Raw genomic sequence first — 15,715 nt, 5'->3', positions numbered from 1 at the left:
GGTGGTGCCGACGACGCGTCGTGCAGGCCGATGTCACACATCTGCGCCGCCGGGTGTCCACCTGTCGACGGACGAGTTCCCACCACCCACAGGAGGACACGATGACCACCAGGATCCCCGCCAAGGAGATCACCGGCCCCTACGGCGCCCTCGTCAAGCGGTTCAGCACGAAGCTGTTCGGCCGCGTCCCCGAGTCGCTCGGCGTGATGTGGCACCACCAGCCCCTGCTGCGGGCCACGATGGGCCTGGGCCAGAAGATCCAGAAGGCGCACGAGTGCGACGAGGGCCTCAAGTCCTTCGCGCACATGGCCGTCGCCGCCATGCTCGGCTGCTCGTGGTGCCTCGACTTCAACTACTTCATGGCCTACAACCAGGGCCTCGACGTCGACAAGGCCCGCGAGATCCCGAGGTGGCGCGAGTCCGACGTGTTCTCGCCGCTCGAGCGCTCGGTCATGGAGTACGCGGAGGCGATGAGCCAGACGCCGCCCGAGCCGTCCGAGGAGCTCGTCGCGCACCTGCTTCGCGAGCTCGGCCCGGCGGGGCTCGTCGAGCTGACCACGGTGATCGGGTTCGCCAACCTCACGACCCGCTCGAACATCGCGCTCGGCATCGAGTCGGAGGGCTTCGCCACATCGTGCGGCCTGGCCCCGATGGCGCAGGCCGTGTCGAAATGACGGTTCGGTGATCGACGTGAGGGCATGACGACGATCACCGAGCCCCAGACCACCACCACGGCCACCACCACGGCCAGCACCTCCGCCAGCACGCCGACGCGCCGCCAGTGGCTCGCCCTCGGCGTGCTGGCGCTGACCGCCCTGCTGCTGTCGCTCGACGTCAGCGTCCTCTACCTCGCGTTGCCGGAGCTGTCCGCTGACCTGCACGCGAGCACGACCCAGCAGCTGTGGATGCTCGACATCTACAGCTTCGTCCTGGCCGGCTTCCTCGTGACGATGGGTGCGGTCGGCGACCGCATCGGCCGCAAGCGGCTGCTGCTCGTGGGCGCGGTCGCCTTCGGCGTCGCGAGCGCCTGCGCGGCCTACGCGAGCAGCCCCGGCCAGCTCATCGTCTGGCGGGCGGTCCTCGGGATCGCGGGCGCGACCCTGATGCCCTCGACGATGGGCCTGGTCCGGACGATCTTCCACGACGAGAAGCAGATGATGACGGCCATCGGCGTCTGGTACTCGTGCTTCATGGGCGGCATGGCCGTCGGCCCGCTCGTCGGCGGTGTCCTGCTCCAGCACTTCTGGTGGGGTTCGGCGTTCCTGCTCGGCGTGCCGTTCATGCTGCTGCTCGTCCTCGTCGGCCGACGCGTCCTGCCCGAGTCCGAGCGTCACGCGGGCGCCCGCGTCGACGTGCTCAGCTCGGTCCTGTCGCTCGCGACGATCCTGCCGGTCATCCACGGCTTCAAGGAGATCGCCCGCGGCGGCAGCGTCTCGCTCGCCGCGACGACGATCACCGCGGGCCTGGCCATGGGCGTCCTGTTCGTCCGTCGCCAGCGCCGGATCGCCAACCCGCTCGTCGACCTCGCGCTCTTCCGCAGCCGGGCGTTCTCGGTGGCGCTGGCCGTCATGCTCGTCGGCGGCGTCGTCATGGCCGGGGTGTCGTTCCTCGGTTCGCAGTGGCTCCAGCTCGTCGCCGGCCTGTCGCCGCTCGGCGCCGGCCTGTGGATGCTGCCGGCCAACCTCGCGCTGCTCGTCGGCTCGTCGACCTCGGCCCGCGTGGCCCGGCGCCTCGGCACCGCGCGCAGCATGGCCTACGGGTTGCTCGTGTGCGCGGCCGGCCTCGCCCTGTACACGCAGGTCGGTGCCGCCGCGGGGCTCGGGCTGCTCGTCTTCGGGATGTGCCTCGCGTCGTTCGGGATCATGCTGCCCTCGACGCTGACGATGGGCGTGATGATGCAGTCCGCACCGCCGGAGCGGGCCGGCTCGGTGGCCTCGATGTCGGAGACGTCGGGCGAGTTCGGGATCGCCATCGGGGTGGCCGGCCTCGGCTCCCTCGCGACGTTCGTCTACCGCGACGAGCTCGCCCCGTACGCCGCGGGGCACGCGTCGGGCGCCACGGCGTCGGCGCTCGACTCCCTCGCCGGGGCCGTCCAGGCGGCGTCGACGCTGCCCGCGGACGCCGCCCGCGAGCTCGTCACCGCCGCACAGACCGCCTTCACGACGAGCCTCAACGTCGTGGCCGGCGTCGGCGCCGCCCTCTTCGTCGTCTGCGCGTGGTGCGCTCTGCGGGTGCTCCGCTCGGCGTGACCTGCCGTCCACCCTCTCGACAGGTGGCGGTCACGGGCCCATGGCACGATGGGCGCCCGTGACCGCCCTCCTGCGCATCCTCGGCGTCGAGCTCATGGCCCGGCTGGGCCGTCGCCTGCCCTCCCCGCTGGCCCGGACGCTGAGCGCGGCGATCCTCGTCGGCGCGAACCTCCTGCCGCTCTGGGCCGTGCTCGAGGGGCGCCTCGGGATGGGCGACGTGCTGCTCGTGTACTGGTTCGAGACCGTCGTCGTCTGGTTCACGACGACGGTGAGGCTGCTGACCTCGACGCGTCGGCGCGACCCCTCGTCCGGCGGCCGCCAGCCGGGACCCGCGGGCCGGCCCCGTCCTCCGCGCGGGTCGCGGCTCGCCGGCCTCGAACGGTGGCTCGCAGCCAAGACGTGGGTCAGCGGCGACCCGGCCGACGCGGTCACCTTCGCCCTGCGCTTCGGGGTCCTCACCGTGGTCCACGGCGCGGTTGCGGTGGTCCTCGCCGTCCTGGCCGGCCTGCGCGGCGGCCCGCTCGACTGGGTGGCCACCTCGGGGGTGATCCTGCTCAGCCACCTCCTGTCCGTCGGGCTCAACTGGTTCGGCCGGCGCGAGCGAGCCTTCGCCGACCCTGCCCGCGTCGGGGCGGTCCCGTACCCGCGGACGGCTCTCCTGCAGGTCACGGTCCTCGCCGGCCTGCTCCTCCTCGGAGGACCGGACGGGCCGACCGCCCGCGACGCGGGGGCGGTCGCCCTGCTCGTCGGGTGCAAGACCGGCCTCGACCTCGTCCTGCACCTGCTCGAGCACGTCGCCCTCGCCCGGCGGTCGGGCGTCGCGGCTGGGGCACGGGTGACGCCCCCGGCGAAGGAGCACGCGTCCACGCGGTGAGGCCGGGTCGCATCCCGACCACCGGCTTGCATAAGTCAGCCTTATGGAGGTCATAATGCAGGCATGAGTTCCTCGCGCTTCCCCGCGGTCGTCGACGACGTGACGGTGCGGCTCGTGGCCGCCGTCGTCCTCGTCGTCGGCGCCGTCGCGCTGTCGACGCAGCAGTGGTGGCTCTACGCCGTCCTCGCCGTCGACTTCACGCTGCGGGCGGCGCTCGGACCGCAGGCCAGCCCGGCAGCGCAGCTCGTCCGGCGGTGGATCCGACCCGCCGTCCGGGCGGCCAAGCAGCCGACGGCCGGCACGCCGAAGCGGTTCGCGGCGAGCATCGGCGCCGTCATGACGCTCGCCGCGACCGCGCTCTGGCTCCTCGGGGCGGCGATCGGGTCCTCGGGGCCACACGTCGGGCTCGTCGCGATCGGCGCGGTCATGGTCGTCTTCCCGTTCCTCGAGTCGGTCTTCGGCATCTGTGTCGGCTGCATCCTCTTCTCCGGGCTCATGCGCGTCGGCCTCGTGCCGGAGGAGATCTGCATCGAGTGCGCGGACATCACCAAGCGCCGCGAGCGTCTGCTCGCCGAGCGGGAGTCAACCGGCTGACGCGCGCAGCTTCTCGAGCAGCGGGCCCGCCGCGTCGGACAGGAACTCCTCCTGCGCGTCGCCGCCGACCTGGACGAGCGCGATGTCGGTGAACCCCGCCTCCCAGTAGGGGCTGACGGCCTCGACGATGCGGTCGAGGTCGGGACCGCACGCGATCGACGCGGCGACGTCCTCGGGGCGCACGAACTGGGTGGCGCCGCGGAAGCCCGCCGGCGTCGGCAGGTCGCTGTTGACCGACCAGCCGCCGCCGAACCACCGGAACTGCCGGTGCGCCCGCTCGACCGCGGTCCGCTCGTCGGGGTCCCAGCAGACCGGGACCTGGCCGACCGCGCGGGCACCGTCGCCGATGCGGGGCGCGCCCTCGGTCCCGTTCCACGTCGAGATGGTCTCCGCGTCCGGCTGCACCGCGACGAGGTGGTCGGCGTGCGGGGCGAGCCGCGCGATGGACCGGTCGCCGCTGACGGCGACCGCGATCGGCACGCCGCCGTCCGGGCAGTCCCAGATGCGGGCGGAGTCGACGTCGAAGTACTCGCCGTGGTGCGTGACGAGCTCACCGGTGTGCAGCTCGCGGATGATGCCGATCGCCTCTGCCAGCATGTCCTGGCGCGTCACGACGCCGGGCCAGCCCTCGCCGACGACGTGCTCGTTGAGGCTCTCGCCGCTGCCGAGGCCGAGCGTGAACCGCCCGTCGGCCAGCAGCTGGAGGGTCGCGGCCTTCTGGGCCACGACGGCGGGGTGGTACCGGATCGTCGGGCACGTGACGTAGGTCATGAGCCCGACCCGCTCGGTGGCGTGGGCGACGGCGCCGAGCACCGACCACGCGTACGGCGCGTGGCCCTGCTCGGTGAGCCACGGCGAGTAGTGGTCGCTGCACACCTCGAAGTCGAAGCCGGCCTGCTCGGCAGCCACCGCCCAGCGCACGAGGTCCTTGGGGCCGCTCTGCTCGGTCATGAGGGTGTATCCGAAGGTGGTCACGGGCGCGTCGTACCCCTCGAACCGAGCGCCACACCGTCGGCCCGACGTCGAGCCGGTGCGGTGTCCGAGGTCGCGTCAGGCGCGCGCGTGCCGCAGCAGGAAGGTGCGGATGGCCTCGCGCGGCCGTTCACGCAGCTCGGCGCCGTGCGTGAACGCGGCCACGTCGTAGTCGAGCTCGGCGAGGCGGTGGGCGGTCTGCTGCGTCATCCGGAAGTCGGTGCAGAAGGCCTTGATCGGCCACCGGAGCCCGCGCACGTTGAAGATCGCGTCCCCCGTGACGAGGACGCCGGTCGGCTCGTGCAGCAGGGAGACGTGGCCGGGCGAGTGACCGGGCGTGTGCACGACGCGCAGGCCCCCGGCGATCGGCAGCACCTCGCCGTCGTGCATCTCGTGCTCGACCGCGACCGGTGCGAAGTCGCGGCCGGGGCGCGAGAAGCGTTGGAAGAGGCGGCCGAGCAGGAAGCGGGGGTCGCGGGGCGGCGAGGACCCGTCTGCCGCGAACCGGGCATCCTCGGTGTGGACGGTGAAGCCGCGCCCGGTCGCCTCGGCGACGTGCGCCGCGCCACCGGCGTGGTCCGGGTGCGCGTGGGTCAGCAGCAGGCGCGTCACGTCGGAGGGGCCGGACCCGATCGCCCCGAGGGCGGCGACCACCTTGGGCCCGCTGCTCCGGACGCCCATGTCGACGAGCGTCACCTGGCCGTCCTCGTCGCGGAACGCGAAGCCGTTGACGAGGTCGCGCAGCAGGGGGATGCGCCACACGCCCGGCGCGAGGGGGACGACGAGGTCCTGGGTCATGCGGCGAGCGTAGTGGGGGCGGGCGGCCCCGGCCGGTTCAGACGAAGCACTCCTCGCCCGGGCGCAGGACCCGCAGCCAGCGTCCGGAGTAGCCCTCGACCGGGAGCTCGACGCGTCCGTCCGCAGGGAGTGGGACGTCGGCGTCGTTCGCGAGGACGTCGCGCAGGACGGCGTCCGGTGGCGGGTCGTCGACGGTGAGGGTGACGACGCAGGAGTCGGGGCCGAGGTTGTGCACGGCCAGCATCCGCCAGTCGTCGCGGTGGCAGACGTGGGCGAGCACCGCCGCCTGGTCGTGGTCGAGCACCTCGACCGTCGACCACCCGAGCTGCGGCATCTGCCGGTACGTGCGCACGAGCCGGCGCACGAAGGACCACAGCGAGCCGGGGTCCTTGCGCTGCTCGACGGCGTTGACGTGCTCGGGTCCGTAGAGCCCGTCCGGCAGCGGGCGGGCGAGGCGACGAGCCGGCGCGCTCGAGAACCCCCCGTTCGGCTGGGTGGACCACTGCATCGGCGTGCGCACCGAGAGCCGTCCGGGGACGGCGAGGTTCTCGCCCATGCCGATCTCCTCGCCGTAGAAGAGCACCGGCGTGCCGGGCAGGGAGAACATCAGCGAGTAGACGAGCCGGATGCGACGCTGGTCGCCGCCGAGCATCGTGGGCAGCCGGCGCCGCAGCCCACGGCCGTAGAGCTGCATCTCCTCGTCGGCCCCGAAGGCCTCGAACACCTCCTGACGCTCCTCCTCGGACAGCTTGTCGAGCGTCAGCTCGTCGTGGTTGCGGACGAAGTTGGCCCACTGGCTGGTCTCGTCCAGGGTGGGACGCTCTCGCAGGGCCGAGGCGAGCGGGCCGGCCTCACCCCGGGCGAGGGACAGGTAGAGCCGTTGCATGCCGTTGAAGTCGAACTGCATCGTCAGCCCGTCGCCGTCGGGCCCGCCGAAGAAGGTGACCTGCTGCTCGTAGGGCAGGTTGACCTCGCCGAGCAGGACGGCGGCGCCCTTGCGGCGCTGGACGAACGCGCGGACGTCACCGAGGTAGCGGTCGGGGTCGAAGGCGTCGTCGTCCTCGACGCCGGGCACGCCGTCGCGAGCGAAGAGGAAGGGGACGGCGTCCACGCGGAAGCCGTCCACGCCGAGCTGCAGCCAGAACCCGAGCGTCTTCGAGATCTCCTCCTGCACAGCCGGGTTCGCGACGTTGAGGTCGGGCTGAGTGCGGTAGAAGTGGTGCAGGTACCACTCGCCGGTGCGCTCGTCGAGCTCCCAGATGCTGTCCTCGGCGTCCGGGAAGACGACCTCCTTCCTCGTCGACGGCGGTTTCTTCGAGGACCAGACGTAGTAGTCGCGGTACGGGGCGTCCGTGCTGCGCCGGGCCTGCTTGAACCAGGGATGCTGGTCGCTCGTGTGGTTCATGACGAAGTCGACGATGACCCGGATGCCGGCGGCGTTGGCCGTGCGGACGAGCTCGACGAAGTCGCCGTGGTCGCCCAGGTGCGGGTCGACCCCGAAGAAGTCGGTGATGTCGTAGCCGTCGTCGCGACCCGCCGTCGGGTAGAGCGGCATGAGCCAGAGGCAGGTGATGCCGAGGTCGGCGAGGTACTCGATGCGGTCGGTCATGCCGCGCAGGTCGCCCTGTCCGTCGCCGTCCGAGTCGTTGAACGTCTGGACGTCGGCGCAGTACACGACCGCGCTCTTCCACCACAGGTCGCCGGTCTGGCTCAGCTTCATGCGCTCCTCCTCACGGGCTCCCCGACCTACAGGCACGTACCCCACCACCGGGTACGCGCCAACGGCGGCTGGGTACGAGCGACAGGTCCCGCACGACCGTCCCGACCCCAGGAGGTCCCCGTGTCCAAGAAGGTCGCCTTTCTCGTCGCGAGCGAGGGCATCGAGCAGGTCGAGCTCACCGAGCCGTGGAAGGCGGTGACCGACGCCGGCCACGAGGCGGTCGTCGTCAGCCCCGAGGCCGGCACGGTCCAGATGTTCAACCACCTCGACAAGGCCGACACGAGGGACGTCGACGTCACGGTGGCCGACGCGTCGGTCGACGACTACGACGCGCTCGTGCTGCCCGGCGGCGTCGCCAACCCGGACAGCCTGCGGACCCAGCCCGAGGCGGTCGCCTTCGCCCGGGACTTCATCGCGTCGGGCAAGCCGGTCGCCGCGATCTGCCACGCCCCCTGGACCCTCGTGGAGGCCGGCGTGCTGTCCGGGCGGCGGCTCACCTCGTGGCCGAGCCTGCAGACGGACATCCGCAACGCCGGCGGCGACTGGGTGGACGAGTCGCTCGTCATCGACGGCAACCTCATCACCAGTCGCAAGCCCGACGACCTGCCCGACTTCTGCGGCGCCGTCGTCGAGGTGCTCGAGCACGGGGCGGCCGCCAACCCCGCCTGACCCGCTGACGGCGCGGGGTGACCCCGGACCGCGAGCGAGCGCGGCGCCGGGAGTGGTGTGATGGACGCGTGAAGATGCCGAAGCACACGGACGAGGCCAAGGCGCACTTCCGCGGCCTCGTGACCGAGGGTCCCGGCGTCGAGGTCAAGCCGATGTTCGGCAGCCTCGGTGCCTTCGTCAACGGCAACATGTACGCCGGGCTCTTCGGGGAGGACGTCGGCGTCAAGCCCGGCCCGGATGCGCTCGCCGAGCTCGAGGCGATGGACGGCACCGGCCCGTTCGGACCCGACGAGCGACCGATGAAGGGCTGGCGCTCCCTGCCCGCGGCGATGCCCGACGACGAGAAGTCGGCCTGGCTCGAGCGGGCGCGGGACCACGTGGCGACCCTGCCGCCCAAGGCGAGGAAGGCCTAGGCAGCCGGCTGGCGTCGCGGATGACGACCACCATCCGGTCGCCGGCCGAAGGGCGCGCACGCGACCGCTGACCCGGACGTGGTCGTGGTCGTCATCTCGAACCGCCGCCCGTCGCGTTCTCCGTAGGGTCGGCCCATGGCGCGCACGAGGCTGACCGTGAGCGGGACCCCGGTGGGTGACGTCGGCCTCACCGTCGTCACCCCGGCCGGCACCCGCCGCGGCGACCCGCTGCCGCTGCTCGTCGCCCACGACGGCCCCGAGTACTCGCGCCGGGCGCACCTGCTGTCGGCCCTGCGCCGCGCGACCGACGCGGGACGCATCGGCCCGCACCGGGTCGTGCTCCTCGAGCCGGGCCCCCGCGACGAGCGCTACGCGGCCGACCCCGCGTGGGCCGACGCGCTCGTCGGCTGCGTGCTCCCGCGCGTCGTGGCGGGATGGGTGACGCCGAAGGCTCCGGTGCTCATGGGGGCCAGCCTCGGCGCCTTGGCGTCGCTGCAGGCCGAGTGGCGCCACCCCGGCACCTTCGGAGCCCTGTTCCTGCAGTCCGGCTCGTTCTTCCGCAAGCGGCTCGACGGCGAGGAGGCCTTCGTCCACTGGGACCGCGTCACCTCCTTCGTCGCGTCCGTGGGCCGGGCGCGACGGCGGCGCACCGGCGCGCGGATCGTCCTGACCTCTGGCACCGAGGAGGGCAACCTCGCCAACAACCGCCTCATGGCGCGGACGCTGGAGCGAACCGGCCACGACGTGACGCTGGCCGAGGTGCCGGGCCGGCACGACTGGCGCCACTGGGAGGCCGCCTTCGACCCGTTCCTGTTGACACTGCTGCAAGGATCGGGAGCACCCGGCCCGTCGAGAGGGAGAGGCAGATGACGCAGACCCGCAACCACCTGATCGGACTGCTGCTGGGAGCCGAGGAGGACTGGCCCGCAGCGTTCGAGGCTCTCCTCGAGCGGGTCGGCCCGATCACGACGGCCGACGGCGTCACCCACCAGCTGACGAGCGAGCGCCTCACCATCGAGCCGTTCGACCTGCGCCAGCCGGTGCGCACCGAGCTCGTCATCGACCGGCTCGCGCACTGGTACTACCACCCGCGCGAGTGGCTCAAGAAGGCCGCCCTCGTCGACGGCACCTACCTGCTCAACAGCCCGTTCACGTTCCAGTCGATGGAGAAGCACAGCGCCTACTGCGCCCTGATGCGCTTGGGGCTCAAGGTTCCCGAGACCTGGCTCGTGCCGTACAAGAACCCCGTCGACAACGTCCGGTGGGCCTACACGAGCGCCAAGTACAACCGGCCCTTCGACCTCAAGAAGATCGCCAACCGGCTCGGCTACCCGATGTACATGAAGCCGTTCGACGGCGGCGGCTGGCGCGGCGTCTCGCGGATCGACGACGAGGCCGGCCTCGTCAAGGCCTACGACGACTCGGGCGAGATGCTCATGCACCTGCAGGCCACGGTCGAGTACGACCACTTCGCGCGGGCGCTGTCCATCGGTCCCGAGACGATGGTCATGGACTTCCGGCCCGAGCAGCCGATGCACAACCGGTACGCCGTGTCCTACGACTTCCTCACGCCCTCGGCCGGCCGGCAGGCGGCCGCGATCAGCCGGATCGTCAACGCGATGTTCGGGTGGGAGTTCAACTCCGCCGAGATGCTCGTCAAGGGCGACGACGTCTACCCGATCGACTACGCGAACGCCTGCCCCGACGTGGCCGTCACGTCGCTGCACTACTACTTCCCGTGGGCCATCAAGGCGCTCGTGCGCTGGTCGGCGTACTGCCTCGTCACCGGACGCCGCGGCCGCGTCGACCTCGAGATGCACCGCTACTTCGAGGTGGCCGACCGCGACGACCTGTCCGACGAGGACAAGCTCGACGCCTACCTCGCCCTCGCCGACGAGTACTTCGAGACCGACGCGTACTGGGCCTGGTGCGACGAGCACCTGTCGCACCTGGATGCCGCCGTCCTCGACTGGGTGCAGTCCGACGCGTTCGACTCGCTCCTGCGGGCGACGGTCGTCACGACCTACCCGGCCCACGAGCGCGACCAGTTCATGGCCCACTTCGGTGGGCTGGTCTCGATGTGGGTGCGCGACGAGAAGGCCCGCCTCAGCGCTGCCTGACGCCGGTCCCGGGACTGGCCGCCGGCCCTAGGTGTACTGACCCGACAGGTTGGTTAAGCGGGTGATGGGTGGCTTGTTCCCGCAGGCGGTGTGGGGTCGGTGGTGGTTGTACTCGTGCAGCCATGCTGGCAGAGCGGCTCGCCGTTCGTGTTCTGAGGCGTAGCAGCGGGCGTATCCCCATCCGTCGGCCAGGGTGCGGTGGAAGCGTTCGATCTTGCCGTTGGTCTGGGGGCGGTAGGGCCGGGTCCGGGTGTGCGTGAGTATCAGCTCGGTGCAGGTGTCGCGCCACAGGTGGGAGCGGTACGCGGCGCCGTTGTCAGACAGCACTCGTTGGGCCGTGATGCCCCGGTCGGCGAACCAGGTGACCGCGCGGCGCAGGACCGCGACGGCGGTCGTGGCGGTCTCATCGTCGTGGACCTCGGCGTAGGCCACGCGGGAGTGGTCATCGATGACGGTGTGGACGAAGGCGTGGCCCATGTTCGGGTTGTAGTGGACGTTCTTGGGCTTGCCCGGGGTCGCGGCCCGGTTGCGCTTGCCCTGGGCACGTCCGACGTAGCGCCAGCCGCCGCCGTCGGGGATGTTGCCCAGCTTCTTGACGTCCACGTGCAGCATCGCGCCCGGGTGCTCGTGCTCGTAGCGGCGCACCGGTTCGCCGGTGGCCCGGTCAACATGAGCCAGACGGTTGAGCCGGCACCGCAGCAGCACGCGGTGCGCTGTCGAGGGCGCGACACCGGTCAGGGCGGCGAGCTGGACCGGGCCCAGGCGCTTACGCAGCCGCAGTGCCACGATCCGCTTCGTCGTCGCTGCGCTGGTCTTGGCCGGCATCGAGTGTGGCCGGCTGGACCGGTCGCTCATCGCCTCCCCCGCGGCGTACCGATCCGCCCAGCGTTTGACCGTCGGCCAAGAGCACTGGAACCGGGCCGCGACCTCGACGATCGGGACTTTCTGGTCGACGACGAGCTGGGCCACCCGGAGCCGGGCGCGTGGGGTCAGGGCAGCGTTAGCGTGGGACACGAGGGCCTCCTGTTTGGCGAAGTGAACCTTGAGCAGTTCCACTCCACCGCGGGAGGCCCTCCCATGTCAGCAGCTCACAGCGCGAAGTCGCACTCCCTCAACCAACGTGCCCGGTCAGTACACCTAGGACTGGCCGCCGATGCCGACGACGAGGTTGATCGTCGAGGCGATGACGATCGTGCCGTAGAGGTAGGCCAGGAGCGTGTGCCCGAGGACGACGCGTCGCACCTGCGAGGAGCGCACCGCGGTGTCCGAGACCTGGTAGGCCATGCCGAGGTTGAAGGAGAAGTAGGCGAAGTCGCTGAACGCCGGGTCGGCGTCCATGTTGAAGTCGATGGGCGGGCGGCCGCCCTCGGGGCTCGCGTAGTAGAGGCGCGCGTAGCGCAGCACGTAGACGGTGTGCACGCACAGCCAGCCGACGCCGACGGCGAGCACCCCGAGGACGCCGTCGACGACGAGCTCGGACCCGCGCGCCTTCGTCGCGATGAGCAGGACGGCGACCCCGAAAAGGCTGGCGAGCCCGACGACGATGACGACCACGTCGTACCAGGCGGCGTCGCCGTCGCGGCCGGCCACCTTCTCGCGCGTCGAAGGAGCATCGTGGCCGAGCACGTGCGTGAGCAGTGGCACGGCGAAGACGAGTCCGGCGACGACGAACCCCTCGAGCAGGTGGACGAGCAGCCCGCGGGACGGGCCGAGGGGCACGAGCCCCGCGAGGACCCCGACGAGGACACCGACGGTGGCCGCGACGAGGAGGCGTCGGCGGATGGTGGGCACGTCGTGGAGGCTACTCGCGGGGGCTGGGGCCGTGATGCCCGAAACGCGCGCGCGGGTATGACTGCTCCTAGTCGAGCGAGAGGCCGCCGTCCTGCCAGCCGAGTCCGAGGAGTCGTCCATGTCCGACCAGTCCCGCGCTCGGCGCAGCCTCACCGTCGTCTACAACCCCCTCCGCGTCGACGACCTCGAGGACGCGCAGGCGACCGTCGCCAAGGCCTGCGCCGACGGCGGCTGGTCCGAGCCGCAGTGGGTCGAGACCACGGCGGAGGAGACCGGCGAGCGCCAGGCCCGCGATGCCGTGGAGGCGGGAGCGGACGTCGTGGCCTCGCTCGGCGGCGACGGCACGGTCCGCGCCGTCGCCTCGGCGCTCGTCGGGACGGACGTCGCCCTCGGCCTGCTCCCCGGCGGCACCGGCAACCTGCTCGCGCGCAACCTCGGGGTCCCCGTCGGCAGCCTCGAGGAGGCGGCGCGGGCACTCGTCGAGGGCCGGGACCGGCGCATCGACGTCGGCGCGGTGCGCCTGGCCGACGCCCTCCCCGAGCCGGAGTCGAGCCGGGCGACGAAGGACAGCCCCGCCGGGGTCGCGGACGACGAGGAGGTCTTCCTCGTCATGGCCGGGCTCGGCCTCGACGGCGAGATCATGGCCGACACCGACGAGACGGTGAAGGAGGCGGTCGGCTGGGTCGCCTACGTGCTCGCCGCCACCCGGAAGCTCTCGGGTCGCGGCTTCCCCGTCGAGGTGCGGGCCAGGGGTGGGGAGGGGGTCGTCGGCGCCCCCGAGGAGTCGGTCGTGCGGCACGCGCAGGCCGTCATCATCGGCAACTGCGGCACCCTTCAGGGCGGCGTCGAGCTCATGCCGGAGGCCGTCGTGGACGACGGCGTCCTCGATGCCGTCGTGCTCGCGCCCCAGGGAGCCTTCGGGTGGGCCTCGGTCCTCGTCGACGTCGCGACCCGCCACCGCGCCGGGCGCCGGAGGCTCGACCGGCTCGTGGCCCCCGACCTCACCGTCCTCGCGCGTCGCGCCGTGGAGGCCGAGATCGACGGCGACCCGGTCGGACCGCACCGCGCGATGACGGCGCGGGCGCTCCCGGGAGCGCTGGTGGTGCGCGGTGGCTGAGGCTCGCCCGGGCGTCGAGGCCCGCGAACGGCGCGAGGGCGAGGCAGTCCCAGCCCCACCGGGCCGATGGCGCCGGCTGCGCCGGGCCGTCGTGTTCGGCCTGGCCTTCGCCGTGCCCGTGACGGCGCTGGCCTTCATCGCCCGTGAGAAGTTCGTGCCGGTCATCCGTATCGACGAGGCCTCGATCCGCGCCGCCACCGACCTGACCCGCGCGCACCCGGCGTTCAAGACCTTCCTCGTCGCCTGGCAGGAGGCCACGCAGCCGAGGTGGCCCTACATCGCGGCCACCGGCCTGTGCATCTGGGTGTGGCGCCGGCACGGCCTGCGCAGCCGCGCCATCTGGGCGTTCGTCACGATGATGGTGGCCTGGAACCTCCAGCTCGTCCTCAAGGAGGTCGTCCGTCGGACCCGCCCGGTGGTCACCGACGCCGTCTCGCACGCGCCCGGCTACAGCTTCCCCTCGGGCCATGCCGCGAACGCGGCCGCGATCGCCACCGCGCTCGTCCTGCTCGTGTGGCCCGTCGTGTCGCCGCGGACGCGCCGGGTGGTGGTCACCGTCGGGGCGGTGGCCGTCCTCGTGACCATGGCCGACCGCGTCTTCCTCGGCGTGCACTTCCCGTCCGACGTCGTCGCCGGCCTGCTCTTCGGGACGGGGCTGGTCGGCGCCTCCTACCTCGGCTACCTCGGATGGAACCCCCGCACCCCTGACGACCCGCCGCCCCCGGAGGGCAGGACGGGTCCTGAGTCGAAAGGCACCCGGTGAACCGGTCGACGCTGCACCGATACGAGCTGCACCGATACGAGCTGCACCGATACGAGCTGGACCGGACCCGACCGGCCGTCGGGCCCGCGCTGCGCGACCTGGCGCTGCGCGTGCTCGGCCCGGCGATCGTCCTGTTCGCCGTCATCACCGGCATCGGCTTCTTCATCGAGGGGCCGCTCGGCGGTCTCCGGTCCGAGACTGCGGTCAACCGCGCGATCCAGGGCACCCGGACGAGCGCGTGGGACGCCGTGACCCTCGTGTGGTCGCACATCGGCAACACCGAGTACGTCATCGGCGTCTGCATCCTCGTCGCGCTTCTCGTGTGGTGGCGCACCGGGCAGTGGTGGTACGCGGTCGTCCCGGCCATCGCCATCGCCGCCCAGGCCAGCGTCTTCGTCGCGGCGACGATGATCACCGACCGCGACCGTCCGGAGGTCGCGCACCTCGACCCGGCACCGCCGACGTCGAGCTACCCGAGCGGACACGTCGGCGCGTCCACCGCGCTCTACGTGACCTTCGCGGCGATGGCCCAGCGCATCGAGACCCCGTGGCTGCGCCGCCTCGTGACGGTCGTGTGCCTCGTCGTGCCGGTCCTCGTCGGCTACGCCCGCCTCTACCGCGGCATGCACCACCTGACGGATGTCCTCGTCGGCCTGGCCAACGGGCTCGTCTGCTTCGTGCTCGCCTGGCTCTGGCTGCGGCGCGACGTCGGCGCCGCCGACGCGCCGGACGCGTGGGCCCCGGGGCGGACGGCGACGGCCACCCGCTGACGCGTCAGACTCGGGCCCGCCTCGCGCGCCCGAAGGAGTAGATGCCGAAGGCGATGAGGCCGAGCGCGACGAGCGTCAGCATCACCGGACCGCCCGGGGCGCCGAGCAGGCTGTGGAGCGCCCCGTCGAGGCCGGTGGCCTCGCTCGGGCGGTGGCGGACCGCGGCGAGCACGAAGAGGCCGCCGACGATGGCGAGGGCGACGCCCTTGGCGATGTACCCGAAGCGGCCCGCCTTCTCGACCCACGGGCCCGGGTGCGACTGGAGGTCGGTGAGGAACCGGCGCTTCCAGCCCTTGTAGACGTGGTAGACCCCGACGCCGATGACGACGAGGCCGACGATCCCCACGAGCCACTGCCCGGCCGGCTTGGACATGAGGGTGGCCGTGAGGTCCCGGGTCTGCGACGTGCTGTTCCTGCCCTGGTGGCCCCTCGCGTAGCTGAAGGCGGTCACCGACAGGGCGAGGTACACGACGGTCTTGGAAACCGCCTTGACCCGGTCGCCGGCCCCGCCGCGGGTCAGCGCCTCCGTCACCTGCCAGAGCGCGAGGCCGAGCCAGCCGAGGACGGCGACCCACAGGACGACCGTTCCGACGGGGTTGTCGGCCAGCGCCCTGAGGGCCCCCGACTGGTCCGGCCGGCCCGCGCCGGAGAGGGCGAGCTTGAGGGCGATGACACCGATGACGACGTGGAACACCCCGCTGACGGCGTAGCCCACCCGTGCAGCGCTCTCGAGCACCGGGTGGTCCCCGGCCCGGGTTGCGGCGAGCTTGACGTCGGTCACGTCCATCGGAGCCATCCTGTCGGTCGAGCGGAGCGGAGCGGGCATCGGCGAACATACCCGGCCCCGGCTCCCCGCGGACGCGGC

Annotated in this window: 17 protein-coding genes; 11 read left to right on the top strand and 6 right to left on the bottom strand. The window is 72.2% G+C overall.

Annotated features, from left to right (window positions below; translation table 11 throughout):
- The first annotated feature begins 101 nt into the window (after nucleotides 1-101).
- From AC1VM9_RS06815 to AC1VM9_RS06800, 4 genes are all read left to right on the top strand, one after another.
- Nucleotides 102-674 (top strand): carboxymuconolactone decarboxylase family protein, encoded by a 573-nt coding sequence (locus AC1VM9_RS06815; protein WP_483121951.1) that lies wholly within the window; start codon nucleotides 102-104, stop codon nucleotides 672-674.
- A 24-nt stretch (nucleotides 675-698) separates the two neighbouring features.
- The gene (locus AC1VM9_RS06810) at nucleotides 699-2,249 is read left to right on the top strand and encodes an MFS transporter (RefSeq protein WP_483121949.1); all 1,551 of its coding nucleotides are present in this window, start codon (nucleotides 699-701) and stop codon (nucleotides 2,247-2,249) included.
- Nucleotides 2,250-2,307: 58 nt separating this feature from the next.
- Nucleotides 2,308-3,123: a DUF6498-containing protein gene (locus AC1VM9_RS06805; protein WP_483121947.1), complete on the top strand. Its 816-nt coding sequence runs from the start codon at nucleotides 2,308-2,310 to the stop codon at nucleotides 3,121-3,123.
- A gap of 63 nt (nucleotides 3,124-3,186) precedes the next feature.
- The gene (locus tag AC1VM9_RS06800) at nucleotides 3,187-3,717 is read left to right on the top strand and encodes a DUF4395 domain-containing protein (protein WP_483121945.1); all 531 of its coding nucleotides are present in this window, start codon (nucleotides 3,187-3,189) and stop codon (nucleotides 3,715-3,717) included.
- Here AC1VM9_RS06800 and AC1VM9_RS06795 read toward each other — a convergent pair.
- The 3 genes from AC1VM9_RS06795 to AC1VM9_RS06785 all read right to left on the bottom strand — a co-directional run bounded on the left by AC1VM9_RS06795 (nucleotide 3,706) and on the right by AC1VM9_RS06785 (nucleotide 7,207).
- Nucleotides 3,706-4,692, bottom strand: a complete 987-nt coding sequence (locus tag AC1VM9_RS06795) for an LLM class F420-dependent oxidoreductase (protein WP_483121943.1) — start codon at nucleotides 4,690-4,692, stop codon at nucleotides 3,706-3,708. The genes AC1VM9_RS06800 and AC1VM9_RS06795 overlap by 12 nt on opposite strands.
- 75 nt (nucleotides 4,693-4,767) lie before the next feature.
- Nucleotides 4,768-5,487 carry an MBL fold metallo-hydrolase gene (locus tag AC1VM9_RS06790; protein ID WP_483121941.1) on the bottom strand — a complete coding sequence of 240 codons (720 nt, stop codon included), beginning with the start codon at nucleotides 5,485-5,487 and terminating at the stop codon, nucleotides 4,768-4,770.
- A 37-nt stretch (nucleotides 5,488-5,524) separates the two neighbouring features.
- Nucleotides 5,525-7,207: an alpha-amylase family protein gene (locus AC1VM9_RS06785; protein WP_483121939.1), complete on the bottom strand. Its 1,683-nt coding sequence runs from the start codon at nucleotides 7,205-7,207 to the stop codon at nucleotides 5,525-5,527.
- Nucleotides 7,208-7,327: 120 nt separating this feature from the next.
- Here AC1VM9_RS06785 and AC1VM9_RS06780 point away from each other — a divergent pair, with 120 nt between their 5' ends.
- The 4 genes from AC1VM9_RS06780 (at nucleotide 7,328) to AC1VM9_RS06765 (ending at nucleotide 10,409) form a co-directional block, all read left to right on the top strand.
- Nucleotides 7,328-7,876, top strand: coding sequence for a type 1 glutamine amidotransferase domain-containing protein (locus AC1VM9_RS06780; RefSeq protein ID WP_481338940.1), 549 nt, complete (start codon nucleotides 7,328-7,330; stop codon nucleotides 7,874-7,876).
- Nucleotides 7,877-7,950: 74 nt separating this feature from the next.
- Nucleotides 7,951-8,289 carry a TfoX/Sxy family protein gene (locus AC1VM9_RS06775; RefSeq protein WP_481338938.1) on the top strand — a complete coding sequence of 113 codons (339 nt, stop codon included), beginning with the start codon at nucleotides 7,951-7,953 and terminating at the stop codon, nucleotides 8,287-8,289.
- A gap of 135 nt (nucleotides 8,290-8,424) precedes the next feature.
- The gene (locus AC1VM9_RS06770) at nucleotides 8,425-9,159 is read left to right on the top strand and encodes an alpha/beta hydrolase (protein ID WP_483121936.1); all 735 of its coding nucleotides are present in this window, start codon (nucleotides 8,425-8,427) and stop codon (nucleotides 9,157-9,159) included.
- Entirely contained in the window at nucleotides 9,156-10,409 is a 1,254-nt protein-coding gene (locus AC1VM9_RS06765; protein WP_483121934.1) for an ATP-grasp domain-containing protein, read from the top strand. The genes AC1VM9_RS06770 and AC1VM9_RS06765 overlap by 4 nt, the downstream gene beginning before the upstream one ends.
- 27 nt (nucleotides 10,410-10,436) lie before the next feature.
- Here AC1VM9_RS06765 and AC1VM9_RS06760 read toward each other — a convergent pair whose 3' ends face one another.
- Nucleotides 10,437-11,423 (bottom strand): IS481 family transposase, encoded by a 987-nt coding sequence (locus AC1VM9_RS06760; RefSeq protein ID WP_483121932.1) that lies wholly within the window; start codon nucleotides 11,421-11,423, stop codon nucleotides 10,437-10,439.
- Between the two features lie 123 nt (nucleotides 11,424-11,546).
- Nucleotides 11,547-12,200 (bottom strand): DUF1345 domain-containing protein, encoded by a 654-nt coding sequence (locus tag AC1VM9_RS06755; protein WP_481338934.1) that lies wholly within the window; start codon nucleotides 12,198-12,200, stop codon nucleotides 11,547-11,549.
- Nucleotides 12,201-12,318: 118 nt separating this feature from the next.
- Here AC1VM9_RS06755 and AC1VM9_RS06750 point away from each other — a divergent pair, with 118 nt between their 5' ends.
- The 3 genes from AC1VM9_RS06750 to AC1VM9_RS06740 are packed head-to-tail and all read left to right on the top strand — an operon-like array spanning nucleotide 12,319 to nucleotide 14,850.
- Entirely contained in the window at nucleotides 12,319-13,317 is a 999-nt protein-coding gene (locus tag AC1VM9_RS06750; RefSeq protein ID WP_481338932.1) for a diacylglycerol/lipid kinase family protein, read from the top strand.
- Nucleotides 13,310-14,080 carry a phosphatase PAP2 family protein gene (locus tag AC1VM9_RS06745; RefSeq protein ID WP_481347255.1) on the top strand — a complete coding sequence of 257 codons (771 nt, stop codon included), beginning with the start codon at nucleotides 13,310-13,312 and terminating at the stop codon, nucleotides 14,078-14,080. The genes AC1VM9_RS06750 and AC1VM9_RS06745 overlap by 8 nt, the downstream gene beginning before the upstream one ends.
- Entirely contained in the window at nucleotides 14,077-14,850 is a 774-nt protein-coding gene (locus tag AC1VM9_RS06740; protein ID WP_481347254.1) for a phosphatase PAP2 family protein, read from the top strand. Before AC1VM9_RS06745 ends, AC1VM9_RS06740 begins: the two co-directional genes overlap by 4 nt.
- A gap of 4 nt (nucleotides 14,851-14,854) precedes the next feature.
- Here AC1VM9_RS06740 and AC1VM9_RS06735 read toward each other — a convergent pair whose 3' ends face one another.
- Entirely contained in the window at nucleotides 14,855-15,637 is a 783-nt protein-coding gene (locus AC1VM9_RS06735) for a DUF1206 domain-containing protein (protein ID WP_481338926.1), read from the bottom strand.
- Nucleotides 15,638-15,715 lie beyond the last annotated feature (78 nt).

It is taken from the genome of Monashia sp. HAY1-11D (assembly GCF_056868035.1).
This window is presented reverse-complemented; position numbering and strand designations above follow the sequence as displayed.